This window comes from Streptomyces sp. NPDC037421, from assembly GCF_055602105.1.
The window spans coordinates 1-23,711 of sequence record NZ_JBVJWV010000052.1; the positions used below are offsets into that span (position 1 = coordinate 1).

At 74.5% G+C, this 23,711-nt stretch carries 23 protein-coding genes; 10 read left to right on the forward strand and 13 right to left on the reverse strand.

Annotated features, from left to right (window positions below):
- Both ACZ7IF_RS37060 and ACZ7IF_RS37065 read left to right on the forward strand, forming a co-directional pair.
- The coding region (locus tag ACZ7IF_RS37060; RefSeq protein WP_470981172.1) for an adenosylhomocysteinase at window positions 1–189 on the forward strand (189 nt) is incomplete at its 5' end.
- A 14-nt stretch (window positions 190–203) separates the two neighbouring features.
- A complete protein-coding gene (locus ACZ7IF_RS37065) occupies window positions 204–881 on the forward strand; it encodes a maleylpyruvate isomerase family mycothiol-dependent enzyme (protein ID WP_470981174.1) in 678 nt (225 codons plus the stop codon).
- Window positions 882–961: 80 nt separating this feature from the next.
- Here the strand turns inward: ACZ7IF_RS37065 and ACZ7IF_RS37070 are convergent, their stop codons facing one another.
- Window positions 962–1,705: a PIG-L deacetylase family protein gene (locus tag ACZ7IF_RS37070; RefSeq protein ID WP_470981176.1), complete on the reverse strand. Its 744-nt coding sequence runs from the start codon at window positions 1,703–1,705 to the stop codon at window positions 962–964.
- 145 nt (window positions 1,706–1,850) lie between these two features.
- Between ACZ7IF_RS37070 and ACZ7IF_RS37075 the strand changes: the two genes are divergently transcribed.
- The 4 genes from ACZ7IF_RS37075 (at window position 1,851) to ACZ7IF_RS37090 (ending at window position 7,244) form a co-directional block, all read left to right on the forward strand.
- The gene (locus ACZ7IF_RS37075) at window positions 1,851–3,650 is read left to right on the forward strand and encodes an asparagine synthetase B family protein (protein ID WP_470981178.1); all 1,800 of its coding nucleotides are present in this window, start codon (window positions 1,851–1,853) and stop codon (window positions 3,648–3,650) included.
- 174 nt (window positions 3,651–3,824) lie between these two features.
- Window positions 3,825–5,399: a class I tRNA ligase family protein gene (locus ACZ7IF_RS37080; RefSeq protein WP_470981180.1), complete on the forward strand. Its 1,575-nt coding sequence runs from the start codon at window positions 3,825–3,827 to the stop codon at window positions 5,397–5,399.
- 214 nt (window positions 5,400–5,613) lie between these two features.
- Complete coding sequence (mshA, locus tag ACZ7IF_RS37085) at window positions 5,614–6,948, forward strand: D-inositol-3-phosphate glycosyltransferase (protein WP_470981181.1); 1,335 nt, start codon at window positions 5,614–5,616, stop codon at window positions 6,946–6,948.
- A 170-nt stretch (window positions 6,949–7,118) separates the two neighbouring features.
- Window positions 7,119–7,244, forward strand: a complete 126-nt coding sequence (locus ACZ7IF_RS37090; protein ID WP_470981183.1) for a hypothetical protein — start codon at window positions 7,119–7,121, stop codon at window positions 7,242–7,244.
- A 186-nt stretch (window positions 7,245–7,430) separates the two neighbouring features.
- On the opposite strand, the gene ACZ7IF_RS37095 is transcribed toward ACZ7IF_RS37090, so the two are convergent.
- The 9 genes from ACZ7IF_RS37095 to ACZ7IF_RS37135 form a co-directional block, all read right to left on the reverse strand.
- Window positions 7,431–8,483, reverse strand: a complete 1,053-nt coding sequence (locus ACZ7IF_RS37095; RefSeq protein WP_470981185.1) for a helix-turn-helix transcriptional regulator — start codon at window positions 8,481–8,483, stop codon at window positions 7,431–7,433.
- Window positions 8,484–8,876: 393 nt separating this feature from the next.
- Window positions 8,877–9,314 (reverse strand): Fur family transcriptional regulator, encoded by a 438-nt coding sequence (locus tag ACZ7IF_RS37100; protein WP_470981187.1) that lies wholly within the window; start codon window positions 9,312–9,314, stop codon window positions 8,877–8,879.
- Window positions 9,315–9,401: 87 nt separating this feature from the next.
- Complete coding sequence (locus tag ACZ7IF_RS37105; protein WP_470981189.1) at window positions 9,402–10,313, reverse strand: SAM-dependent methyltransferase; 912 nt, start codon at window positions 10,311–10,313, stop codon at window positions 9,402–9,404.
- Between the two features lie 172 nt (window positions 10,314–10,485).
- A complete protein-coding gene (locus tag ACZ7IF_RS37110) occupies window positions 10,486–10,965 on the reverse strand; it encodes a GNAT family N-acetyltransferase (protein WP_470981191.1) in 480 nt (159 codons plus the stop codon).
- A 149-nt stretch (window positions 10,966–11,114) separates the two neighbouring features.
- Complete coding sequence (locus ACZ7IF_RS37115) at window positions 11,115–12,023, reverse strand: M56 family metallopeptidase (RefSeq protein WP_470981193.1); 909 nt, start codon at window positions 12,021–12,023, stop codon at window positions 11,115–11,117.
- Entirely contained in the window at window positions 12,020–12,409 is a 390-nt protein-coding gene (locus tag ACZ7IF_RS37120) for a BlaI/MecI/CopY family transcriptional regulator (RefSeq protein WP_362467711.1), read from the reverse strand. The genes ACZ7IF_RS37115 and ACZ7IF_RS37120 overlap by 4 nt, the downstream gene beginning before the upstream one ends.
- A gap of 172 nt (window positions 12,410–12,581) precedes the next feature.
- Entirely contained in the window at window positions 12,582–12,863 is a 282-nt protein-coding gene (locus tag ACZ7IF_RS37125; protein ID WP_470981195.1) for a metal-sensitive transcriptional regulator, read from the reverse strand.
- 9 nt (window positions 12,864–12,872) lie between these two features.
- The gene (locus ACZ7IF_RS37130) at window positions 12,873–15,137 is read right to left on the reverse strand and encodes a heavy metal translocating P-type ATPase (protein ID WP_470981197.1); all 2,265 of its coding nucleotides are present in this window, start codon (window positions 15,135–15,137) and stop codon (window positions 12,873–12,875) included.
- Window positions 15,138–15,232: 95 nt separating this feature from the next.
- The gene (locus tag ACZ7IF_RS37135) at window positions 15,233–15,523 is read right to left on the reverse strand and encodes a cation transporter (RefSeq protein WP_470981199.1); all 291 of its coding nucleotides are present in this window, start codon (window positions 15,521–15,523) and stop codon (window positions 15,233–15,235) included.
- A 192-nt stretch (window positions 15,524–15,715) separates the two neighbouring features.
- Here ACZ7IF_RS37135 and ACZ7IF_RS37140 point away from each other — a divergent pair, with 192 nt between their 5' ends.
- The 3 genes from ACZ7IF_RS37140 to ACZ7IF_RS37150 all read left to right on the forward strand — a co-directional run bounded on the left by ACZ7IF_RS37140 (window position 15,716) and on the right by ACZ7IF_RS37150 (window position 18,560).
- Window positions 15,716–16,705 carry a hypothetical protein gene (locus tag ACZ7IF_RS37140; protein ID WP_470981201.1) on the forward strand — a complete coding sequence of 330 codons (990 nt, stop codon included), beginning with the start codon at window positions 15,716–15,718 and terminating at the stop codon, window positions 16,703–16,705.
- A gap of 118 nt (window positions 16,706–16,823) precedes the next feature.
- Window positions 16,824–17,132, forward strand: coding sequence for a metal-sensitive transcriptional regulator (locus ACZ7IF_RS37145; protein WP_470981203.1), 309 nt, complete (start codon window positions 16,824–16,826; stop codon window positions 17,130–17,132).
- A 108-nt stretch (window positions 17,133–17,240) separates the two neighbouring features.
- Window positions 17,241–18,560, forward strand: a complete 1,320-nt coding sequence (locus ACZ7IF_RS37150) for an MFS transporter (RefSeq protein ID WP_470981205.1) — start codon at window positions 17,241–17,243, stop codon at window positions 18,558–18,560.
- Between the two features lie 84 nt (window positions 18,561–18,644).
- On the opposite strand, the gene ACZ7IF_RS37155 is transcribed toward ACZ7IF_RS37150, so the two are convergent.
- Window positions 18,645–19,664, reverse strand: a complete 1,020-nt coding sequence (locus tag ACZ7IF_RS37155; protein WP_470981207.1) for an alpha/beta hydrolase — start codon at window positions 19,662–19,664, stop codon at window positions 18,645–18,647.
- A gap of 107 nt (window positions 19,665–19,771) precedes the next feature.
- A complete protein-coding gene (locus ACZ7IF_RS37160) occupies window positions 19,772–20,647 on the reverse strand; it encodes a tetratricopeptide repeat protein (RefSeq protein ID WP_470981209.1) in 876 nt (291 codons plus the stop codon).
- Window positions 20,648–20,796: 149 nt separating this feature from the next.
- Here ACZ7IF_RS37160 and ACZ7IF_RS37165 point away from each other — a divergent pair, with 149 nt between their 5' ends.
- A complete protein-coding gene (locus ACZ7IF_RS37165; RefSeq protein ID WP_470981211.1) occupies window positions 20,797–22,074 on the forward strand; it encodes an NAD(P)/FAD-dependent oxidoreductase in 1,278 nt (425 codons plus the stop codon).
- A gap of 43 nt (window positions 22,075–22,117) precedes the next feature.
- On the opposite strand, the gene ACZ7IF_RS37170 is transcribed toward ACZ7IF_RS37165, so the two are convergent.
- Window positions 22,118–23,542 carry an amino acid permease gene (locus ACZ7IF_RS37170; protein ID WP_470981224.1) on the reverse strand — a complete coding sequence of 475 codons (1,425 nt, stop codon included), beginning with the start codon at window positions 23,540–23,542 and terminating at the stop codon, window positions 22,118–22,120.
- Window positions 23,543–23,711 lie beyond the last annotated feature (169 nt).

Consider the following 23,711-nt stretch of genomic DNA (forward strand, 5'->3'; position numbering starts at 1 on the left):
GAGCTGTTCACCAAGCCGTCCGAGTACCCGACCGACGTCTACGTGCTGCCCAAGCACCTCGACGAGAAGGTCGCCCGCCTCCACCTGGACGCGCTGGGCGTCAAGCTCACCACCCTGCGCCCGGAGCAGGCCGCGTACATCGGCGTCGAGGTCGAGGGCCCGTACAAGCCCGACCACTACCGCTACTGACCGCCGTGGCCATCATGGAAGCGGCTGTGGGAGCCGACGCCGAGGTACGCGACCCCTGGCTCCCCGACCGGCTGCTGCGCACCGAACGGGACGCGTTGGTACCGCTGTTGCGGCGGACACCGGAGGCGGCGTACGGGCTCCGCACCGCCTGCCCGGGGTGGACCGCCCGGGACGTCCTCGCGCACTGCGCGGCCGCCCTGGTCCGCATCGTGGAGGGCCGGCTGGAGGAAGGGGTGTTCCTGCCCGCCGCCAACGCCGCCGATGTGGCCGAGCGCGTGGACTGGCCCCTCGCGCGGATCGTGGACGAGCTGGAACGCGGCCTCACCGAGGCCGGCCCGGTCATCGCCGAGGGCGACGGCACGCTCGACGCGGTGGCCCTGGGGGAGTGGATTCACGCGGGCGACGTCCGCGCGGCGTTCGGGGAGCCCGGGGAGTACGCCGGCGACAGCCTGCCGCTGGCCCTGCCCCTGCTGCGGATGGTCAGCCGCAAGCGGGAGACGCCCCGGCTGGTCGCGGACATCGGCGGCCGGGGAGGCCCGCTGGTCCTGGGCAACGAGGTGCCCGGCCGGGCCCCGGCCCGCTTCCGGGGGGACGCGGCGACGCTGATCCGCCTCTACTCCGGCCGCCCCCTGGTCGCGACCCGCTACGAACTGGCGGGCGCGACCGAGGCGGAACTGCTCGTCTACCGGTGACCCCGGACAGCACGAGGGCCGGGTCCCGCACGCCCCGCACGGCGAACGCGACCCGGCCCCGGCGGACCCCCCCCGTCCGGTCACTCGATCCTGACGACCTGGAAGGCCTCCGCCATCCGGCCCGCGGGCAGCCCTGCCGCCCGGGCGTGCTCGCCCAGCCACTCCCGCAGCAGCCCCGCCAGGTCGTCGAAGTGCGCGGTCTGCGAGGTGTGGATGCGCAGGGCCTCGACCTTGCGGTCGAAGACGGGGGTGACGTCGACGTACTGGTTGGGCGTCGGCCCGGTCATCAGCCACAGCTCCGGCACGATCCAAGGCTCCAGGCCCTCCTCCTTGAGGAGCTCGGGGTGCGCGAACGGATTGCGCGCCTCGGGGTAGACGGCCCGCAGGGCGGCGTCGCCCACCGCCCGGTGGTCGGGATGCAGGTCCGCGATCCGGCCCCAGTTGATCTCCGGACTCGGGATGACGGCACGCTGCGGCCGGACCTGCCGGATCACCCGGCACAGGTCCCGGCGCAGCTCCACGCTCGCCTCGACGTAACTGTCGGGGTAGCCGAGGAAGCGGACGTCGTCGACGCCGCTGCGCTTGGCCGAGTGGACCTGCTCGGCGCGGCGCAGGTCCCCCATGGCCTGGCGCGGTAGCTGCTCGTCGTAGCCGCCCGCACCGCCGTCGGTGACGATGCAGTACGTCACCCGGGTGGTGCCCTGCGCGATCCACCGCATGACCGTCCCGCTGACGCAGAACTCGATGTCGTCCGGGTGCGCGGCCACGACCAGCAGGGATTCGGGGGCGCTGCGGTCTATGCGATCGGTCGCGAAGTGTTCCATGTGATCAGCCTGTTGGGCGCGGGCACCGGCCGCAAGGCGGCTCCTTTGGCGTACTCGCGACATGTCGCCTCTACGCCACTCGCAGACTTCACTGCTCCACATCGTCGAGGGAACCACGCGCGCGTGGGAAGCGGAGGCGTCCGGCATGGGCAGGATTTTCGGCTTGCTCGCGGCCGGGGCGACCGCACCCGACCCGGCCGAGCTGGCGGCGGTCTCGGCCCGGCAGCGGCACGGCGGTCCCGACGGGCACCAGGTGCTGCGCGGGCCGGGGTGGGCGCTGGGCTGCGACCGGCTCGCGGTGACCGACCCGCGCGGCGGGCGGCAGCCGTACCGGCTGGCCCACCTGCCCGGGGTGGTCGCCGTCCTGGGCGGGGAGATCTACAACCACGCCGAGCTGCGGCGCGAACTCGCCGCCCGCGGCCACCGCTTCCCCGACCTGTGCGACGGCACCCTGCTGCCCGCCCTGTACGCCGAGTACGGGACGGGTTTCGCCCGCCGGCTCGACGGCATGTTCGCCGTCGCGGTCCTCGACGTCCGCGCGGCCCCCCGGCTGGTCCTCGCCGTGGACCCCATGGGCGGCAAGCCCCTGCACTACCACCAGGGCGCGGACGGGGCGTTCCGGTTCGCCTCCGAGATCCCCGCGCTGCTGGCCTTCGACGGGGTGCGGACGGCCCCGCGCGCGGACAGCCTCGACACCGTCCTCGCCCTGCGCACGCCGATCTCCGCCCGGACCGCCCTGGAGGGCATCAGCGCCCTGCCGCCCGGCGCGACCGCCGTCGTACACCCGGGGCGCCCGGCGGCGCTGCGGCGCCGGTCCCCGGCGCCGGACGCCCCCGAGCGGGCCCGCCGGTCCACCGCCGACGTGCTCCGCGGGGAGGTGCGCCGCCTCGCGCGGGCCGACGTACCGGTGTGCGCCCTCACGAGCGGCGGGCTCGCCTCGGGCCTGGTCACCGCGCTGACGGCCGAGTACGCCCGGGAGGCGGGGGCGCCCGCCCCGCACAGCTTCCACCTCGGCTACCGGGGCCGCTGGCCCGACCGTGAGGCCGCGTACGCCCGCGCGGTGGCCCGGCACACCCGTACCGTCCACCACGAAGTCGCCCTGGACCCGGCCGAGCTGGGGTCGCTGCTGACCCTCACCACCCGGCACCTGGGGCAGCCCGACGCCGACCCGGCCGCGCTGAGCACGTACGCCCTCTTCCGGGCGGTGCGGCAAGCCGGGTACAGCGTGGCCCTGACCGGGGACGGCGCCGACGAACTGTTCGGAGCCTGCGCGCGCACGCGGGTGGCGGGCACGGGCCCCTTCGTCGCCGACTGGGCCGCCGCCTACACCGACGGGCTGTCCGCCGCGCCCCGGCTGCTGCGCGAGTACCTGTACACGCCCGCCTACCGGGCCTTCATCGCGGAGGAGGGCTCGGCCGCCGACCGCGTCGAGCGGGAGCTGCGCTCCGCGGGCGGTGACCGGCTCGCGGCGGTCACCGCGTTCGAGAGCCGCTGGCGGCTGCCTGCCCGGCACCTGCGCCGGCTCGACCACCTGGGCATGGCCTCGGCCGTCGAGGCCCGGATGCCGTTCTGCCGGCCCCCGGTGGCCGCGCACGCCCGGGCCCTCCCGGCCCGCCTGCTCCAGGACCGGCGGGCGCTGGCCGAGGCGGGGCGGGAGCTGCTGCCCAAGGCCGTGCGGAAGCGGCCCCGGCAGCCGTTCGCCCTGCCCGTCACCGCGATGCTCGCTCCCGGCGGGCCGCTGCTGGAACCCGTACGCGAACTGCTGTCGGCGGAGCGGCTGGCGCGGGCCGGGCAGGTCCGGCCCGACCGGGTGCGGACCCTGCTGGCCCGTCAGCTGGAGCGGCCGTCGGACCGCGACGCGCTCGCGCTGTGGGCGCTGGCCACGCACGAGCTGTGGACCGAGGTGGTGCGGGGGATGCGCGTGCCGGTGGACTGCGCGGCCTGAGGCCGCGCACCCGCCCGCGGGAGGCCCCGCTGGCGTGTCCACGCAACGGCGCGAACGCGCAAGCCGATACCAGACCGCACGGTTCGTTTCTCTGTCAGTCTTGGCTGGGCACCCGCTGTTCCTTCCGTTCCGAGCTTCGCTGCGTCCTTCGCACCACAGCGTCAAGGAGGTCCCATGAGCACCCCCGTCTGGATCACCGCGACCCCGCCGGCCACCCACGGCGAACTGCACGTCGGCCATCTCGCAGGACCGTACGTCGCCGCCGACGTACTCGCCCGGTTCCTGCGGGCCGAGGGCGAACCCGTCCGGTTCACCACCGGCACCGCCGACCACGCCAGCTCCGTCCACGTCCGCGCGCTCCGCGCGGGCCGCAAACCGGAGGAGGTCGCCGAGGGGTACCGCGCCGCGATCACGTCGGACTGGCTGCGCTCGGGCGTCGAGTTCGACCACATCGTGCGGCCCCGCCAGGACAAGGGCTACCGGGGCCGGCTGACGGAGCTCTTCCGCCGGCTGTACGCGGACGGGGTCATCGCGGCCCGCACCCGCCTGACGCCGTACTGCGAGCCCTGCGGACGCTGGCTCCACGGAGCGCACGTCACCGGCACCTGCCCGCACTGCGCCGCGGTCAGCGACGGCGGGATGTGCCACGAGTGCGCCCGCCCCAACGACGGCGGCGACCTGCTGGAGCCGCGCTGCGCCCTGTGCGCCTCCCCGGCCCGGCCCCGGCGCTGCCGGCGGCTGTACATCCCGCTGGAGCCGTACCGCGAGGCCCTCGCCGAGTACTGGGCCGGCACCGGCCTGCCGCCGAGGCTGGCCGCGCTGTGCGAGTCGCTCGTCGAGGACGGGCTGCCGGACATCGCCGTGTCCCACCCCGCCGAGTGGGGGCTGCCCGTCCCCGTCGACGGCTTCCCCGAGCACCGGGTCGACGGCTGTTTCGAGGCGGCCGCCATGCACTTGTTCGGCCACGGCGACCAGCCGCTGCCCGAACGGGCCGTCCACTTCTGCGGCTTCGGCCACGCCTTCTGCCACGCGGTGCTGCTGCCGGTCCTGCTGTTCGCCCAGGGGCTCAAACTGCCGCAGCACTTCTGCGTCAACGAGGCGTACGTCATCGAGGACGAGGCGCTCGTCTGGGGCTCCGGCCAGAAGGCCTGGGCGCTGGACCTGATCACCGAGTACGGCTCGGACACCCTGCGCCGGCACGTCCTGCAGGCCCGCCCGCTCGGCCGCCGCACGGCATTCCACGCCGACCGGCTCGCCGCCGCCCGCCGGGAGCTGGACGAGAGCTGGAACAACTGGCTCGCCGGGCTCTTCGCCGCCGTCCGCGAGGAGTGCGCCGGACTGGCCCCGGCGGCCCTGCCCGGGGGCTCCGGCTGGGAGGTGTTGGAGCGGCGGCTGCTGCGCGGGCTGGAGGACCTGCGGGAGGCCTACTCGCCGGACGCGTTCGACCCGCGCAGGGCCGTCGCCCTGCTCGACGAGATGGTGCGTTCCGCGGCCGACTTCGGCCACGTCAACGCGCACGAGGCCCACCGCCCCACCGCAGCCGGCCGCCACCTCCCGGTGCTGGCCGCGCAGTTGGCGGTGGCCCGGGCGCTCGGCGCGTGGGCGCGTCCGGTGATGCCGGAGGGCGCGGACCGGCTGGCCGCCGCGCTCAAGGCGGAACCCGGCGGGCCGGTCTCGGCCGCGGCCCTCGTCCCGCCCGCGCCGGGCACCCGGCTGGCCCCGCCGTCGGGACCGGTGTTCGGCTTCTAGCGCGGTGCCCCGCGCGCGGACGGCGGCACCCGCGTGCGCCGCACGGCCCGCGGCACGGGAACGACCGGCACCCTGCGCCGCACCCCCCGAACGACGGCACGACCCGCACCCCCGCACGACAGCAAGACGACAGAAACCCTTCTTCGCCGCGTGACCGCGCGCCGGTCGCCCGGTGGCGCGGGGCGGACGCGGCCCCTGCCCGTAGGAGCTCCCCGTGTCCCTGCGCGTCGCCATGCTCAGCGTCCACACCTCGCCGCTGCACCAGCCCGGCACCGGGGACGCGGGCGGCATGAACGTCTACATGGTGCAGCTGTCCCGTGCCCTCGCCGAACAGGGCGTGGAGGTGGACCTGTTCACCCGCTGCCGGGGCGAGGCCCGCCCCTCCCCGGACGCCCTCGGCCCCGGTGTCCGGGTGCGCCACCTGGAGGCCGGCCCGCGCGCCGCCCTCGCCAAGGAGGACATGCCCGCCCTGGTCGTCCCCTTCTCGCTGGCACTGCTCAAACAGGAGCGGCGCTACGACCTGGTCCACTCGCACTACTGGCTCTCCGGCCAGGCGGGCCGGATCGCCGCCGCCGGCTGGCGGATCCCGCTGGTGCACACCGCGCACACCCTGGCCCGGGTGAAGAACGGGGCCCTCGCCGAAGGCGACGCCCCCGAGCCGGAGCTGCGGATCCGCGGCGAGCACCAGGTCGTCGGATCCGCCGACCGCCTCATCGCCAACACCGCCGACGAGGCCCGGGCGTTGCGCGAGCTGTACGCGGCCGAGGAGCGGCGCACGGAGATCGTCCGGCCGGGGGTCGACCTGCGCACCTTCGGGCCCGGCCGGGGGCGGGCGGCGGCGCGGGCCCGGCTGGGACTGCCGGCCGACGCGTTCGTCCCCCTGTACGCGGGCCGGATCCAGCCCCTCAAGGGCCCGGACGTGATGGTCCGCGCGATCGCCGAACTGCTGCGTCAGGACCCGGAGCTGCGCCGGCGGACCATCGTCCCGGTGGTGGGCGGGAACTCGGGGGCCGGGCCGCGCGGCGAGGCCTGGGACCTGGCGCGCGAGCTGGGGGTGTCGGACGTACTGCGGCACTTCCCGCCGGTGCCGCAGGCGGAGCTCGCCCAGTGGTACCGGGCGGCGGACGTGCTGATGGTGCCCTCGCGCAGCGAGTCCTTCGGGCTGGTCGCGCTGGAGGCCCAGGCGTGCGGGACCCCCGTGCTGGCCTCGGCGGTCGGGGGGCTGCCGACCGCCGTGCGCGACGGGGTGACGGGGCTGCTCGTACGCGGCAACGACCCGGTGGAGTACGCCCGGAGGCTGCGCTGGTTCGCCGGGCAGCCGGGGGAGGCCGCGGAGATGGGGCGGGCGGCGGTGCGCCACGCACGGAGCATGAGCTGGCGGGCCGCGGCCGCGCGCACCCTGGAGGTCTACCGGGACGTGCTGCGCGAGGAGCGGTGGGGCCCGGAGGTGAGTGAGGCAGGAGCGGCGGCACGCTCCTGCCTCGCCGACGCCTCTCCCCTGGAGGGTCGAGAAGGCCGGAAGGCCACCCTAACAGCTCTTTTGAGCTGACCAAAGATGCGCAGATGTAACGTGTGTATGAACTCCAGATCCGCCCTAAACGCGCTACAGGAAAGTGGCCCGGCCGCGGAATCCATATGAGAATGGAGATGTCTTCGACGGAATACCGGCGGCACGGATCCGCGGAGACGGAATCGATATTCAGACTTCCTGGAGGAATCATGTCCGCCGTGCACACCACCGGAATCCGCGCGAACGTCCGTCACGCCGCCCCCGCCCGCCCGTCCTGTACCGCGGCGGTCGCCGTCCGCTCGTCGTCCCGCGCGGACGGCAACGGCTGGGACTGAACGGCCCGCCCCGCTCGGGCGGGTGAAGCCCCGTGACCGCCTCCGGCGGACGCGGGGCTTTTCGCGTTCCCGATCCGAGGCGTACTGCCCGGACCGAGTATTGCGGCGGTATTGCGGCGGACCGTCACAAGTGGACCGGAAAAGCGGTCCAGGATCGCCGGGAAACGGGGTCGGTGGCCTGTGAAATCAGTCCAGCCAGCCGAGCCGCTGGGCGCGTACGCCGGCCTCGAAACGGCTCGACGCGCCCATTTCCTGCATCAGCTCGGACAGCATTCGGCTGACCGTTCGCAGGGATACCCCGAGGTTCCGGGCGACCTTCTCGTCCTTCATTCCCGAGGCGAGCATTTTCAGGGCGGCCCGCTGCTGCTCGGACAGCCCGTCGCCGCCGAGTTCCGGTGCGACGTCGTCGCCGTACGGGGTGGCCGCGTGCCAGCAGTGCTCGTACAGCGCGAGGTAGGAGCGGACCAGGGCGGGACCGCGGGCGAGGATCGCGCCGGCCGCCCGGTCGTCGGGGTGCACGGGCAGCACGGCGAACTGCTGGTCCGCGATGATCATGTTCATCGGGACGGCGGGGGACAGGCGGATCTCCACCCCGGCCTCGACCCGGCGGCGGAGCATCTCCACCGCCTCCGGCGAGGTGGTGATGCGCTGGTGGTAGATGGCGCGGATGCGCACCCCGTTGTCGATCTGGCGGCGGTCGCGGCTGAGCACCCGGTCGGCGACCTCCCGGACCAGGGCCGTGACGTGCATGGACGTCAGGTCGTGCCGGATGACGTCCGTGATGTCCTCCAGCACCTGCTGGATCCGGCCGTAGTCGTCGAGGATCTCGACCTCGACGTCGGAGGCGTTCAGCGAACCGGGCCGCAGGAACCTTCCGACCAGGTTCTCCAGCGCGCTGTACGCCCGGTCGGACTCGTCCAGGTGCTCGCGCAGCCGCTCCCGTTCGCGCTGGAGCATCCGCAGCAGGGCGATCTCGGGGTCGACCACGGTGACGGCGTCCGGACCCGGTTCCCAGGCGCCGGACTGGAGGTCGGCACGGGTGGCGTGGGTGGTGCCGGTCGGCACGATCAGGCCGAGGGAGGTCAGTTCCGCGCGCCACTTCTCGTACTCCTCGGGCGCGAGCCCGAGCTCCCGGAAGACCTCGTTCAGGTCGGACACCCCGCGCAGGCGCAGCTCCTGATAGAAGGCCAGCACCCTGTCGGCGGACTGGATGCCGTCCCTGCCGTCGCCCGTTGCCATCGCGAAGCGACCCCCTCATCTTACGAATCGACAGTCACACTTTGGCACATGCCCATGGGAGGGCTCCCGCCCCCTCGAACGGGATGTGACGGGCGTCACAGACTGCCTCTGAGGTGCGCGACTGTGCTTCCGGCCGGCCCGGACGGGGCTCCGGCGGGGGCGGTACGGGATCTTCCGCGGGCCAACTCCCTTGCCGCTGACGGGAGACAGGGCGGGCGCGGGCCCGTCAGTCCTGCGGCGCGCCCAAGGGCTGTCCCGTAATCCCCGGCGGGCGCACGACGTCGGCAACGGCACCTCGCCGCGTTGTCGGAACGCCCGAATGCGCCCAGTACGGGGGCGCCTCTCCGCCTTGCGACGCACCGCGTCCGACGCCGTGCGCTGATCCACCGGGGATTACGGGGCAGCGCTCAGGCAGTCGGGGCACAGCCCCTTGAAGATGACCTCGGCGCCCTCGCCCATCCGCCAGGCGTGGATGGCCTCGCCGGCGGGCTCGGGCACTTCCGCCCGGACGTTCTCCACGCGGCCGCAGCGCACGCACAGCGCGTGCTGGTGGGGCGGGCCGGCGATCTCGAAGACGGCCGGCAGGCCGGGGCGGTCGAACTTCGACGCCAGCCCGGTCTCCAGGAAGTGCCGCAGCATCTCGTAGACGGCCTGGCTGGTCAGCGTCCCGAGCCGCTCACGGGCGGCGGCGGTGATGGACTCGACGTCCATGTGGCCGCCCGCCGACAGTACTTGCAGCACTTCGAGACGGGGCCCGGTGACCCGCAGCCCGACGTCGCGGAGGCGCTGGATCACCGCCTCGCGGCCGGTCGACTCCTCCACGACAGCCATCTCTCCGCCACCATCCGCGATCTGGTCCACTCAAACCTTTGGGGGCATCGTACCTCTTGCCCGGCCTCGCGGAACGGCTCGGCGGCGTCAGCCGCCGGCCCGGCAGACCAGCAGGACGCTCTCCGTCCGCTCGTCCACGCGGTGGCAGCGCCGGCGCTCCACGGGCAGGCCGGCCCCGTGCAGTTCGGCGGTCAGGCACTCCGGGTCGATGATCCACTTCCGGGTGGCCCCGGCCACGCGCTCGCTGCTCAGCTTCCCCGTGCGGACGGAGTGGTAGGTGATGTGCTCGCTCATGCCGTCCAGGTCGAACTCCTGGCGGGCCACCGTCCACTCCTCGACCCCGTCGAACCGCGGCACCTGGAACGCCCAGGTGCGCGAGGGGTCCTCCGACAGCCCGCGCAGCCGGTGCGCCGTGAAGTCCAGGGCGAGCGCGCCGCCCGGTTCCAGGTGCGCGGCGATCTCGCGCAGCAGCCCCGGACGGGCGTGGGGCGGCACGGCGGAGATCATCGCCCCGGCCAGCAGTGCCAGCCGGTACGTGCCCCGCAGCCGCAGCCCCGCCAGATCGGCCCGGGTGGTGACCAGGCGCCGCGACACCTGCGGCCCGATCCGCCGGCCCCAGGCCCGCAGCCGCTCCAGGCTGGCGGCGTCCCGGTCCACCGCCTCGACCCGGAAGCCCTGGCGGGCGAACGGCACCGCGAGCCGTCCCGCGCCGCAGCCCAGGTCCAGGACCGGGCCCCCGCCGCACTCCCGGGCGAGGCCCAGGTAGCGGACGATGTCCGCGCTGTGCGGGCCCAGCAGCGCGTCCTGCAGCCAGAGCGAGTCCTCGTCGGCGGGCGCGGTCGACTCCAGGCCGGGCAGGAAGCCGGCGGGGGACGGGACGGCGGCCGCGCCGGGCGCCCACGGAGCACCGGCGGCCGCGCGCGCGGCCGGCGCGGCCGGTGCGAACGGGGCGGGCGCGAACGGCAGGACGGGCGGGGAAATGCCGCTCGGTGTGTGCATCGCTCCTCCAGGGGGTCGCTCGGGCCAGCCGTCCGGGGCGGGGCTCCCGTGCCGCCGGGACCGCCCCGCTGGTGAAATCCTGTCCTGCGCGGGAGGTCCGGGGCCAGAGCGGCGGGCTGCGTGAACACGCGATGGCGTGGATCTGCCACGCCCCCGGCGCGGGCGGGCGGCGTCAGAGGGTGCGGCCGAGCCTGACCGGCGTGAGCGCGCCGAAGCCGTGGTGGGTGAAGAAGGGGAGCGCCGGGGCCTGTTCGACGGGCAGCGTGATCCGCTGGTACGCGGCCCCGTGCGCCCGCATCCGGCCGGTGGCCGCCTCCAGCAGCGCCGTGCCGACGCCCTCCCGCTGCCGGGCCGGGGTCACGCACAGGGCGTAGATCTCGCCCTCGGCGGCGACGGGCACGCCGCCCGAGACCGCACCCACGACGGTGCCGTCGGTGTCGGCCGCGACCAGCCAGCCGAGCCAGGCGGGAGCTCCGCCGGGAATTTCAATTTCCGCTCTTATGCGCGGCAGGGCGCAATGGTCCGACACCAGCCGGCCGACCCCGATTTCCCCGAGGGCCTCGCCGTAGCCGTCGCGAATCGCTTCGGCGAGGAGCCGGGAAATCGCCGTCGCGTCACCGGGAGCTGCCGTCCGCACGTCAGCCAGCAGCATTCTTTCCGCACCTCTCGCCGTACCGGTCCTGAGCCCGCACGCGCTCAGAATAGCGGGCAATTCGAGTGGCCGGGGGCGGCGGGAAATCTACGAATTGGCTTAGTAAATAGCCGGGTTGGGGGCGGAGAGAGGAAGAGGGCAATCCGCTGTCAGGACGTCCAACAACACGCGATCACCAGCGGAACGACCGTCGACACCGCCGCGGCCACCGCCAGCATCCCGCGCAGCACCGGGCGTCCCGCCCGGCGCGGCCCCAGGATGCGCCGCATCCGCACCGCCGCGGACGGCCCGCCCGCCGCGAACGCCCTGCGCGGCGCGCGCCCCGACGCCAGCGCGTACAGCGCCGTGGCCAGCGCGTCGCTGGAACACCCGCGCAGCGCCCGGTCGTCGGCGGCCATCTCCAGCAGCAGCGGTACCGTGCGCCCGCCGATCCGGGCCAGCGGCAGCCGGCGGAAGACCGCCGAGTACGCGCCCGCCGCCGCGACCAGCAGGTGGTGGCGGCCGCCGATGTGGGCCCGCTCATGGGCCAGCGCCGCGGCCAGCTCCTGTTCCGTCAGCACCTCCAGGGCCCCCGAGGACACCACGACCCGACGCGAACGCCCCGGCAGGCAGTACACCGCCGGGCGCGCGTCCTCCAGTACGGTCGCCCCCAGCCGGGAGTCGTACCGGCCGACGAGGCGCAGCAGTTCGGCGTGCCGGGTGCGGGCCCGGCGCGCCCGCACGAGCTCGCGTACGAAGCCGGTGGCCGGTACCGCCAGCACCGCCAGCGCCGAAGCCGCGGCGAGGGCCTCGCGCGCGGTGGCCGCGGCCAGCCGCGCGGGGGAGGGCGGGGTCAGGGTCAGGACCGCGTCGATGAGGTGGTGGCTGGTCTCCGGGGGGAGCAGCAGCTGCGCCGCCAGCATGGCCGTGGACAGTGCGAAGACGGCGCCGCAGGCGATCCAGGCGGCCAGCCCCATCCGGGGCACCTGCTGGGCCCAGCGGGCGCGCACGAGCAGTAACGGCAGCACCAGACCGGTGATCAGGGCGAGCCCGAGGGGCGGCAGTACGTGGTGGTTCACCGGCCGCGCCCGTCGGCCGGACGGTCGGTGCGGGCGGCGCGCAGGGCCTCGTCCAGGGCCTCCACGTCCTCGTGGGACATGCGCTCCACGAACCGCAGCAGCGTGGCCCTGCGGTCCTGGCTGTCGCCGAGCGCGTCCTGCATCAGCGCCGCGGTGTACTCCTCGCGGCTGCGCACCGCCTCGTACATCCAGGCCCGGCCCGATTTCTCGCGGCTCAGCCAGCCCTTGCGGTACAGGATGTCCGCCACGGTCATGACGGTGGTGTAGGCGACCTTGCGGACCCGGTTTATGTCGTCCACGATCTCGCGGACCGAGGCGGGGCGTTCCCACTGCCACACCCGGTCCATGATCTCGGCCTCCAGCTCTCCCAGCCGGCGTACGCGCATCCCTCTCGGCCCTCCCCCTCGCGAGCGGCTCATCGTACGGCGCGCCCCGTCGGCGGGGGCATACCCCCGTCCGGTACGCGGGGCAGGAACGCCCGCCGCCCCTCCACCGGATCGTGCGGCGGAGGGGCGGAGGGGCGGAGGGGCGGCGGGCGTGGGGGCCGGGAGGGGTGCGTCAGGTGCGGATCAGGCGGGCGATGGCCCTGGTCGCCTCGCCGACCTTGGCCTTCGCCTCGTCCCCGCCCCTGGCGACGGCCTCGGTGACGCAGCGGGCGAGGTGTTCGTCGAGCAGGGTCACGGCGCAGGACTGGAGTGCGGCGCTGATCGCGGAGACCTGGGTGAGCACGTCGGTGCAGTAGACGTCCCCGGCGACCATCCGCTGCACGCCGCGGACCTGGCCCTCGATCCGCCGCAGCCGTCTGATGACGTCTTCCCTGTGTTCTGTGTAACCGGCCACGGGGGCTCCTCAGTTGGCGGCGGCCCGGAAGCCGCGCAGGCGCAGGCTGTTGCCGACGACGAAGACCGAGGAGAAGGCCATGGCCGCACCGGCGATCATCGGGTTGAGCAGTCCGGCCGCGGCGAGCGGCAGGGCGGCCACGTTGTAGGCGAAGGCCCAGAACAGGTTCGAGCGGATGGTGCCGAGGGTCTTGCGGGCGAGCCGGATTGCGTCCGCCGCGGCCCGCAGGTCGCCGCGTACGAGGGTCAGGTCGCCGGCCTCGATGGCCGCGTCGGTGCCGGTGCCCATGGCCAGGCCCAGGTCCGCCTGGGCGAGCGCGGCCGCGTCGTTGACGCCGTCGCCGACCATCGCGACGCTGCGGCCCTCGGCCTGGAGCCGCTTGACGACGTCGACCTTGTCCTGCGGCATGACCTCGGCGATGACCTCGTCGATGCCGACCTCGCGGGCCACCGTCTCGGCGACGGCCTTGTTGTCGCCGGTCAGCAGGATCGGGGTCAGGCCGAGGGCGCGCAGCCGGCGGATGGCCTCGGCGCTGGTGTCCTTGACCGCGTCCGCGACCTCGAGGACCGCGCGGGCCTCGCCGTCCCAGGCCACCGCGATCGCGGTGCGGCCGGCGGCCTCCGCCTCGGACTTGGCGCGCTCCAGGTGCGGGGTCAGCTCCATCGCCCACTCGGCGAGCAGCTTGCCGCGGCCGACGAGCACCGCGTGGCCGTCGACGACGCCCTGTACCCCGAGGCCGGGGATGTTCGCGAAGTCCTCGGGGGCGGGCAGGGCGCCGACCCGGGCGGCGGCGCCCGCGGCGACGGCCTGCGCGATGGGGTGCTCGGAGGCGTGCTCCAGTGCTCCGGCGAGGCGCAGCACCTCCGCCTCGTCGGTGCCCTCGGCGGTGTGGACGCGGAGCAGGGTCATCTGGCCGGTGGTGACGGTGCCGGTCTTGTCCAGGACGATGGTGTCGACCTTGCGGGTGCTCTCCAGGACCTCGGGGCCCTTGATGAGGATGCCGAGCTGGGCGCCGCGGCCGGTGCCGACCATGAGGGCGGTGGGGGTGGCCAGGCCCAGGGCGCAGGGGCAGGCGATGATCAGTACGGCGACGGCGGCGGTGAAGGCGGCCGCGAGGCCCGATCCGGTGCCGAGCCAGAACCCGAGGGTGGCCAGGGCCAGTCCGATGACGACGGGGACGAACACCGCGGAGATCTTGTCGGCGAGCCGCTGGGCGGCGGCCTTGCCGTTCTGGGCGTCCTCGACCAGCCGGGCCATCCGGGCGAGCTGGGTGTCGGAGCCGACCCGGGTGGCCTCGACGACCAGGCGGCCGCCGGCGTTGAGCGTGGCGCCGGTGACGGAGTCGCCGACGGAGACCTCTACGGGCACGGACTCGCCGGTGAGCATGGAGGCGTCGACGGCGGAGGAGCCCTCGACGACGGTGCCGTCGGTGGCGATCTTCTCGCCGGGACGGACCAGGAAGCGGTCCCCGACCTGGAGTTCGGCGGTCGGCACGGTCACCTCGCGGCCGCCGCGCAGCACCGTGACCTCCTTGGCGCCCAGCTCCAGCAGGGCCTTGAGGGCCGCGCCGGCCTTGCGCTTGGACTTGGCCTCGAAGTACCGGCCCGCCAGGATGAAGGCGACCACCCCGGCCGCCGCCTCCAGGTAGATGTTCCCCGCGCCGTCGGTGCGGGCGATGCTGAACTCGAAGGCGTGGGTCATGCCGGGGGTGCCGGCGGTGCCGAAGAACAGGGCCCACAGCGACCACAGGAACGCGGCGATCGTGCCGACCGAGATCAGGGTGTCCATGGTGGCCGCGCCGTGCTTGGCGTTGGTCCAGGCGGCGCGGTGGAAGGGCCAGGCCGCGTACGTGACGACGGGCGCGGTCAGGGTCAGCGAGAGCCACTGCCAGTAGTCGATCTGGAGGGCCGGGGCCATCGCCATCGCGATGACGGGGACCGCGAGCGAGACCGCGGTGACGAGCCGCTGGCGCAGCGGCGCGAGCTCGTCGTGCTCGGGCTGCTCCCCCTCGGGGCCCGCGGCGCCGCCGGTGCGCGGCGGCGTCGGTTCCTGCGCGGTGTAGCCGGTGGCCTCGACGGTGGCGATCAGGTCCGCGACGGAGATGTCGGCGTCGGCGTCGAAGGTGACCTTGGCCTTCTCGGTGGCGTAGTTGACGGTGGCCTCGACGCCGTCCATGCGGTTGAGCTTCTTCTCGATGCGTGCCGCGCACGAGGCGCAGGTCATGCCGCCGATGGCGAGCTCGACCTGGGCGGCGCCGGGAGTGATGGTGGTCATGAGTGCTGCTCCTCGTTCGAGCGCGGGGTGGGGGCCGGGGCCCGGTGGGACGGACGGGGCCCCGGCGGCCGGGTGGGTCGGGGACGGACCGGGTGTCAGGCCCGGCCGGTCAGCTCGTAGCCGGCGTCGTCGACCGCCGCGGTGATCGCGGTGTCGTCGGGCTCGCCGGCGGTGGTCACGGTGACCACGCCGCCGTCGACGTCCACGTCGACGGAGACGACCCCGTCGAGCGCGCCGACGGAGGCCGTGATGGCGGTCCGGCAGTGCCCGCAGGACATGCCGGTCACGCGGTAGACGGTGGCGGTGGTGTCGACCACGGCCACGGAGGTGGTGGTCTCGCCGGCGTTCGTACCGCAGGTGCCTTCGGGGGTGCAGCAGGAAGACATGTGTTTCTCCTAGATCGGACCTCAGTCGTGCCGATACCCGCTGGGGGTATCCGGCCTGACTCCAGATATACCCCCCGGAGGTATGCATCGCAAGTGTTCCTCCAGCTTGACTTGATACCCCTGGGGGGTATCGTGAAGTCCATGAAACCGCTGGATGCGGCAGTGGTACGTACGTCGTAGGGGAGATCAGCCATGAACACCGGAGTGAAGATCACCGTTTTCGCCGCCGCACTGGCGGCGACCTTCGGCACCGCCTACGGGGTGGGTGCGGGCGTGGGTCCCGTGGGCGCGCCGGCCGGGCCGGCGCACGGGGCCCACGCGGCGCGGGCGTCCACCGGGTCCGGGGGGTCCGGGCCGTCGGCGGGCCACGGGGGCCATGACCAGGCGGCTGCCCAGGGCCCGGCGGCCGGCGGGCTCCAGGTCTCGGAGGGCGGCTACACGCTGAGCCTGGACACCCCGCGGATCGCGGCGGGCCAGGGTGAGCTGCGGTTCTCGGTCAAGGACGCGGAGGGCCGCAAGGTCACCGGATACAAGACCGAGCACGGCAAGGAACTGCACTTCATCGTGGCCTCGCGCGACCTCACGGTCTACCGCCACCTGCACCCGGTGCGGGCGCAGGACGGGACCTGGTCGGCGGCCGTGGACCTGCCCGCGGCCGGCGCCTACAAGGCGTTCGCCGACTTCACCCCCGCCGCGCCCGGTGCGAAGAACGTCACCCTCGGCGCGGACCTCTCGGTGCCCGGGGCGTACGCGCCGGCCCCGATGCCGCCGGCCGTGAACACGGCCGAGGTGGACGGCTACCGGGTGGCCCTGGGCGGAACCCTCGACCCCGGCAAGGCGGGCGAACTCAGGCTCACGGTCAGCAAGGACGGCAAGCCCGTCACCGACCTCGAACCGTACCTGGGTGCTTACGGCCACCTCGTCGCCCTGCGCGACGGAGACCTCGCCTACCTCCACGTCCACCCCAACGAGGGCGGCCCCGGCCCGGACGTCTCCTTCACCGCCACCGCCCCGAGCGCGGGTACGTACCGGCTCTTCCTGGACTTCCAGCACGAGGGCAAGGTGCGTACGGCGGCCTTCACGGTCAACGCGGGCGGCGGCGCCGGGCCGGCGGCGGACGCGGCCGCGACCCCGTCGGCGGCTCCCGCGGCGCCGGAGGAGCCGGGCGGCCACTCCCACTGAGCGCGCGCACCCGGCATACCCCCCAGGGGTGGCAAGCGCTCCACGACGAGAGGGACGCACGAGACGTACGAGACGTCCGGGACGTACGGGACGTACCAACGGGAAGGGATCGACCGCCGTGTCCGCTTACACCGCACACTCCGCACGCCCCGCCTACAGCACGGACAAGGACGACGTCCTCAAGCGGCTTCGCCGCATCGAGGGTCAGGTGCGCGGCCTCCAGCGCATGGTGGAGGAGGAGACGTACTGCATCGACGTGCTCACCCAGGTCAGTGCCGCCACCAAGGCCCTGCAGTCCTTCGCGCTGACCCTGCTGGAGGACCACCTGCACTCCTGTGTCGCCGACGCCGTCGCCGAGGGCGGCGACAGGGCGCGCGAGAAGGTCGAGGAGGCCTCCCGGGCCGTCGCCCGCATGGTCCGCTCCTGAGGCGGCCTCCGGCGTCAGAAATATCTTGACGTCGAGATGAATGGAGGGCAGGCTGCCGTGAGGTATCTCGACATCGAGATACTTTCGTCGGGGAGACGGAGGCCCTTCATGCGGCGGCTCGGCACGGCACGGCGACGCGACACGGACCACGAGGGGCCCGACGCCGCCGACGGCGGCGAGCGCGGCGGACTGGTCGCACAGCTGAGGCGGCCGCCCGGCGGCCGCGACGCCCGGATCATGCTGCTCGGCCAGCTCGTCGACCGCACCGGAAGCGGCATCTGGGCCGCCTCCTCGGTGCTGTTCTTCACCTTCGTCGTCGGCCTCGACGCCGGCCGGCTCGGCCTGATGCTCGGCGCCGGCGCGGTGGCGGGCATCGCCGGCTCGCCCCTCGCGGGCCACCTGGCCGACCGGCTCCCCGTACGCCCCCTGCTGATCGCCTGTCACCTGCTGCGCCTGGTGACCCTCGGCGCGATGCTCGTCGTCACCCGCTTCGAAGCGCTCCTGCTGATCGTCGCCCTCACCTGCCTCGGCGACCGCGCGGCCAAGACCCTCGAAATGCTCTTCGCGACCCGCGTGGCCGGCGAACGGCGCTCCACCTACCAGGCCCTGTCCCGCAGCGCCGCCAACGCGGGGTGCGCCGTCGGCGCGGGCCTCGCCGCCGTCGGCCTCGCCGTGGGCACCCGGGGCGCGTACGAGGCCCTCATCCTCGGGAACGCGCTGTCCTTCCTGGCGGCCGCCGTACTGGTGTGGCGTACGAGGGAACCGCGCGGCCACGGCCGCCTGGTCGCCCCCGCACCCGGCGAAGGCCCGCCCGGGGCGAAGGCTCCGGCCACCGGTCCCTGGCGCGACCGCGGCTACCTCCGCTTCGTCCTCCTCGACACCGCCCTGAACCTGGACGCCTCCCTCCTCGACGTAGGGCTCCCGCTGTGGCTGGTCCACCACACCGACGCGCCGCACGCCGTCGTCCCCGCCTTCCTCGTGCTCAACACCGTGCTGGTCGTCGCCCTCCAGCTCCCCGTGTCGGCGAAGGTCCGCGCACCGCGCCAGGCGGCGGCCGCCGTCGCCTGGTACGGGCTCTTCCTGCTCGGCGCCTGCGCCCTCCTCGCCCTCACCCCCGAGCACGGGCCCTGGACCGCCACCGCGACCCTGCTGGCCGCGGCCGCCCTGGTCACAGCGGCCGAGATGGTGCGCTCGGTGTCCTCCTGGGAACTGTCCGTCTCCCTCGCGCCCCGGCAGGCGCGGGCCTCCTACCTGGGGGTGGCCGGCATCTCCTCCTCCGCGCAGAAGGCCGTCGGCCCGCCGCTGCTGACCGGCGCCGTCATGGCGGCGGGCCCGCCCGGCTGGCTGGCGCTCGGCGCGGGCGTGGCGGCCCTGGCCCTCCTCCAGCGCCGGACCAGCCTGCGCCGCCTGGACGCGGTGAAGGGCTGAGGGCGCTCCCGCACCCCCCCTTGCGGTGCACCGCATCCGACGCCGCGCGCCGATCCACCGGGGATTCCTTCGGACCGGGCCGGATCAGGCCGGCCGCGCGAGCAGGCGCCGCAGCCAGCGGGTGCGGGCCTCGCGGGCGTCCAGGGTGAGGGCGGCGTGCGGGGCCAGTCCGTCGAAGCCGTGGCAGGCACCGGGCCACACGTGCAGTTCCGCCTGGCCGCCGGCCTGCCAGATCGCGTTCGCGTACGCCACGCCCTCGTCCCGGAAGATCTCGGCCGACCCCACCTCGACGTAGGCCGCCGGCAGCCCGGAGAGGTCGGTGGCGCGCGCGGGGGCCGCGTACGGCGGCAGGTCCGCGGCGCCCCGCCGCTCGCCGAGCAGCGCCTGCCAGGCCGTCGCGTTGGAGACCGGGTCCCATACGCCGGCGCCGCCCATCTGCCGGGTGGAGAAGGTGGCGCCGCGGTCGTCGAGCATCGGGCTCAGCAGCAGCTGCCCCAGCGCCTCGGGACCGCCCCGGTCGCGGGCCAGCAGGGCGAGCGCCGCGGCGAGCCCGCCGCCCGCGCTCTTGCCCCCGATGACGAACCGGTCCGGGTCGACGCCCAGCCCGTCGGCGTGGGTGAGCGCCCAGACGAGCCCGGCGTAGCAGTCCTCCAGCGGCTCGGGGTACCGCGCCCGGGGCGCCAGCCGGTACTCCGCCGAGATGACGGCCAGCCCCAGCGGGAGCGCCCACTCGCGCAGGACCCGCGGCAGCACGGACCACGCGTTGCCCGCGATCATCCCGCCGCCGTGCAGGTAGTACAGCAACGGCAGCGGCCCGCAGGCCCCGGCCGGCCGCGCGCTGACGAGCGTGACCTCCGGCCCGCCCGCCGGTCCCGGCACGGACACCTCCGCCACCTCGAACAGCCCGCCCGCACGCAGGTCCCGCACCGTCGGCCGGGGCCGGCCCGCGGCATCCCGCGCCTGCCAGGCGGCGAGCGAGTCCGGCGTGACGGGCTCGCGCACCTCCTCTCCCAATCCGCCCAGTACGGCGCTCAGTTCGGGATCGAAGGGCGGCGCCTTGAGCGGGGCCGGGGCGGGCGGTTCTCGGTCAGCGGTGGACGTCACGTGCCCAGGCTAGTCACGGGCACGGACGTCCGGTGCCGCATGGGCCCGACCGCGCGCACCGCCCGCCGCCCCCGCTGACCGCCTCCCCGCGGATCACCGCACACGGGCTACCGCGAACGCCTGCCCGGCACCCCGGCCACGGCCCGGAACTGCCCGAGCGCCTCGGGGACGCGGCCGGTCGCCGCGTAGGCCCGGCCCAGCCGGGTGCGGATGTCCATCTCCAGCCAGTCGCAACCGGGTTCGGTGAGCGGGGACAGCAGCCGGTGCCGGAGGAGGGCCTGGTGGTGGAGGGCGACGGCGGCGACCGGATCCCCCTCCTCCTGCTCCGCCGTGCCCAGCCGGGTCAGGCCGCGCGCGCAGAGGAAGACGTCCCCGGCCTCCTCGACCAGCCGGACCGCCCTGCGCAGCAGGCCCTTGGCCTCCGCGTACCGCCCGAGGCGCAGGTGGATGTCGGCGGCGAAGCTCAGGGCCCGGCCCAGCATGCGCGGCCTGCCACTGCGTTCGGCATGGGTGCGGGCCTCGGTGAAGGAGGCCAGCGCCTCCTCGTTCCGTCCCGCCAGCTGGTGCGCGAGGCCTTGGAGGACGAAGACCATCGCGGCGAGCCAGTCGTTGGGCAGCGGGTCCGACACGGCCAGCGCATCGCGGACACGGGAGATCGCCCGCTCGCCCTCGCCCACGCTCATCTCCACGGCCGCCAGCCCGACGAGGGCGCGGAACTCCTCGTACGGGTCGGCGCCGCGCCGGGCGAGCCGGAGCACCTCGGTGTGCAGCGCGCGCGACTGCGCGTACCGGCGCTGGTACGTGCCCGTGTAGGCCAGGCTGTTGCGCAGGGCGAGGGCCATCCGCGGGTCGCCGGCGTCGTCCACGTGCGCGAGCGCCGTCTCGAGGGCCGTCCGGCACTCGTGGTAGCGGCCCTGCCGGGTGAGGTAGTCGACCAGCGCCTCGGCGATCCAGCAGGCGTGGTCGGTCTCGCCGAGGGACACCGGCGGTACCGCATGAACCCGCCCGACGGCCGGTCCGCCGGACGATCACCCTCCGAACGGAACCATTGACAACTGGGCAGGCTCCCGACTGCAGTTGGCACCGCACCACTCCCACGACCGCACCACACCCCGAAGGGGGCGATCAGCGCATGACCGAGCCTGAGAGCGCGGGAGACGGCTACGACGTCGTCATCAGCGGAGCCAGCCTCGCCGGCAGCGCCGCGGCGATCCTGCTCGCGCGGCGGGGTGTCCGCGTCGCGCTGCTGGAACGCCGCTCGGACCCCGGGGCGTACAAGGTGCTGTGCACCCACTCCATCACGGCCAACGCCTACCCGGTGCTGGACGAGCTCGGCCTCCTCCCCGCTCTTGAGGAGGCCGGAGCCGTCCGCAACGAGGCGCGCTGGTACACCCGTTGGGGGTGGATCGAGCCGAGGGCCGCCCCCGCGGGGCCCGCGCTGCCGTACGCGTACAACGTCCGGCGCAGCACCCTCGACCCGCTGATCAGGGCCCGTGCGGGGGAGACCCCCGGCGTCGACCTGCTCCTCGGGCACCAGGTGACCGGGCTGGTGACGGAAGCCGGGCGGACCGTGGGAGTGCGGACGAAGACGCCCCGGGGCGAGCGGGAGATCCGGGCCCGGCTGGTGGTCGGCGCCGACGGCAAGGACTCGGCCGTGGCGAAGCTCGCCGGGGTGCCCGCCCGGCAGTACGAGAACGCGCGGTTCGGGTACCTCGCGCACTTCCGCGGCCTCCCGCTGCACGGGGGGATCGGCCAGGCGTGGTTCCTGGAGCCCGACATGGCGTACGCGTTCCCCAACGACGACGGCGTGACGGTCCTCGCGGTGCTCCCGGACAAGAAGCGGCTGCCGGCCTTCCGAGAAGACCTGGAGGGCAGCTTCCTCTCCTTCGTCCGGGGCCTGCCCGAGGCGCCGCCCATCGACTCCGCCGAGCGGGTCGGCAAGATCATCGGCACCGTCGACTACCCGCTCGTCACCCGCGAGCCGACCGCGCCGGGCCTCGCGCTCGTCGGCGACGCAGCCCTGACCGGCGACCCCCTGTGGGGCGTGGGGTGCGGCTGGGCCCTGGAGTCCGCGCGCTGGCTGGCCGAGGCGGCCGGCCCGGCCGCGGCGGGCCGGGGCGACCTCGAACGGTCGCTCGCGGCGTACGCCCGCACGCACCGGCGCCGGCTGCGCGGCCACCAGGCGCTGGCCGTCGACTACGCGAAGGCCCGCCCGTTCAACCCCGGGGAGCGGCTGATGTTCGCGGCGGCGGCGCGCGACGAGGCCATGGCGCGCCACATGTACCGCTTCGGGTCCCGCCTGATCGGTCCGGCGCGCTTCCTGAACCCCGTGGCGCTGGCCAGGGCGGCGGCCGTCAACGCCAGGTACCGCGGGACGGTCGCGGGCGGCGGTCCGGGCGCACGCCGCTGAGGCACCCGTACCGCCGCCCGCCGCTCCTGCGGGGACCGGACGGTCAGACGATGCCCTCCGCGATGTCCGCCTGCTCGCGCGCGTTGCCGTAGGCGGACGGGGTCCCGTACGAGCGCCGGGCGGCGTACCACCACACGCTGGCGAGGACCAGTACGACCGCCAGGGCGATCACCGCGTAGTTCATCGAGTCGATCGTGACCGGGGACTTCTGCGGCAGGCAGAACAGGACGGTGACCAGGGCCACCCAGGCGACGGCGGTCCAGCCGACCGGCTTGCTCCAGCGGCCGAGGCTCCACGGGCCGGGCCGGAACCGGTCGCCGGCCCGCAGCCGCAGGTAGATCGGGATGGCGTAGGCCGGGGTGATGCCGATGACGTTGATGGCGGTCACGGCCCCGTAGGCGGTGGCGGACCAGAGCGAGGGCAGCGCGAGGACGCCGGCGGCCGCGACCGAGAGCCACACGGCCGGAACGGGGGTCTGGGTGCGGCCGCTCACCTTGCGCCACAGGGAGGAGCCGGGGAGCGCGTTGTCCCGGCTGAAGGCGAAGACCATCCGGCTCGCGGCGGCGACCTCGGCGTTGCCGCAGAAGATCTGCGCGACGATCACGACGAGCAGCAGGGCGGTGGCGCCGCCGGAGCCGAGGGCGTCGAGGAAGATCTGGGCGGGCGGCACACCGGTGGCGCTGCCCTGGACGGCCGCGTAGTCCTGGATGGCGAAGGTGAGCCCCGCGAGCAGGGCGAACCCGGCGAGCCAGGACACCCAGATGGCCCGGACGATCCCCTTGGCGGCGGAGACGGAGGCGTTGGAGGTCTCCTCCGAGAGGTGCGCGGAGGCGTCGTAGCCGGAGAAGGTGTACTGCGCGAGCAGCAGGCCGATCGCCGCCACGTAGAACGGGTTGGCCCAGCCGGTGTCGTTGACGAACTCCGTGAAGACGAACGAGACCGACTGGTGGCGGTCGGGAACGAAGGCCAGGGCGCCGACGATCACGGCGACGCCGGCCAGGTGCCACCAGACGCTGATGGAGTTGAGCACGCTGACGAGCCGGACGCCGAAGAGGTTGAGCACGGCGTGCAGCAGCAGGATGGCCAGGAAGATCAGGAAGGTCGAGCCCGGGGTGGGCACGAAGCCGAACTGGAGGTTCAGGAAGGCACCGGTGAACAGGGCGGCGCCGTAGTCGATGCCGGCGATGGCGCCGAGCAGGCCGAGCAGGTTGAGCCAGCCCGTGTACCAGCCCCAGCGGCGTCCGCCGAGCCGGTCGGCCATGTAGTAGAGCGCGCCGGAGGTGGGGTAGGCGCTGGTCACCTCGGCCAGGGCCATGCCCACGCAGAGGACGAAGAGGCCGACGCCGGCCCAGCCCCACAGCATCACGGCCGGGCCGCCGGTGCCCAGGCCGAAGCCGTACAGGGTCATGCAGCCGGACAGCACGGATATGACCGAGAAGCTGATGGCGAAGTTGCCGAAGCCGCCCATCCGGCGGGCGAGGACGGGCTGGTAGCCGAGCTCTCTGAGCCGCTCCTCCTCGTCCTGGTGGGGCGGGGCCTTGTGGTCCGGGCGGGCTGCCGGCGTGGTGCGCGACACGGGGGTACCTCCGAAGGGGCGTTGGAGCGGGGGACGGGGGAGACGGAGCGGGGGGCAGGGG

Coding starts and splice junctions, on each gene's coding strand:
- ACZ7IF_RS37065 (WP_470981174.1), top strand. CDS start 204: ATGGAAGCGGCTGTGGGAGCCGACGCCGAGGTACGCGACCCCTGGCTC.
- ACZ7IF_RS37070 (WP_470981176.1), bottom strand. CDS start 1,705: ATGGAACACTTCGCGACCGATCGCATAGACCGCAGCGCCCCCGAATCC.
- ACZ7IF_RS37075 (WP_470981178.1), top strand. CDS start 1,851: ATGGGCAGGATTTTCGGCTTGCTCGCGGCCGGGGCGACCGCACCCGAC.
- ACZ7IF_RS37080 (WP_470981180.1), top strand. CDS start 3,825: ATGAGCACCCCCGTCTGGATCACCGCGACCCCGCCGGCCACCCACGGC.
- ACZ7IF_RS37090 (WP_470981183.1), top strand. CDS start 7,119: ATGTCCGCCGTGCACACCACCGGAATCCGCGCGAACGTCCGTCACGCC.
- ACZ7IF_RS37095 (WP_470981185.1), bottom strand. CDS start 8,483: ATGGCAACGGGCGACGGCAGGGACGGCATCCAGTCCGCCGACAGGGTG.
- ACZ7IF_RS37100 (WP_470981187.1), bottom strand. CDS start 9,314: ATGGCTGTCGTGGAGGAGTCGACCGGCCGCGAGGCGGTGATCCAGCGC.
- ACZ7IF_RS37105 (WP_470981189.1), bottom strand. CDS start 10,313: ATGCACACACCGAGCGGCATTTCCCCGCCCGTCCTGCCGTTCGCGCCC.
- ACZ7IF_RS37110 (WP_470981191.1), bottom strand. CDS start 10,965: ATGCTGCTGGCTGACGTGCGGACGGCAGCTCCCGGTGACGCGACGGCG.
- ACZ7IF_RS37120 (WP_362467711.1), bottom strand. CDS start 12,409: ATGCGCGTACGCCGGCTGGGAGAGCTGGAGGCCGAGATCATGGACCGG.
- ACZ7IF_RS37130 (WP_470981197.1), bottom strand. CDS start 15,137: ATGACCACCATCACTCCCGGCGCCGCCCAGGTCGAGCTCGCCATCGGC.
- ACZ7IF_RS37135 (WP_470981199.1), bottom strand. CDS start 15,523: ATGTCTTCCTGCTGCACCCCCGAAGGCACCTGCGGTACGAACGCCGGC.
- ACZ7IF_RS37140 (WP_470981201.1), top strand. CDS start 15,716: ATGAACACCGGAGTGAAGATCACCGTTTTCGCCGCCGCACTGGCGGCG.
- ACZ7IF_RS37150 (WP_470981205.1), top strand. CDS start 17,241: ATGCGGCGGCTCGGCACGGCACGGCGACGCGACACGGACCACGAGGGG.
- ACZ7IF_RS37165 (WP_470981211.1), top strand. CDS start 20,797: ATGACCGAGCCTGAGAGCGCGGGAGACGGCTACGACGTCGTCATCAGC.
- ACZ7IF_RS37170 (WP_470981224.1), bottom strand. CDS start 23,542: ATGGGCGGCTTCGGCAACTTCGCCATCAGCTTCTCGGTCATATCCGTG.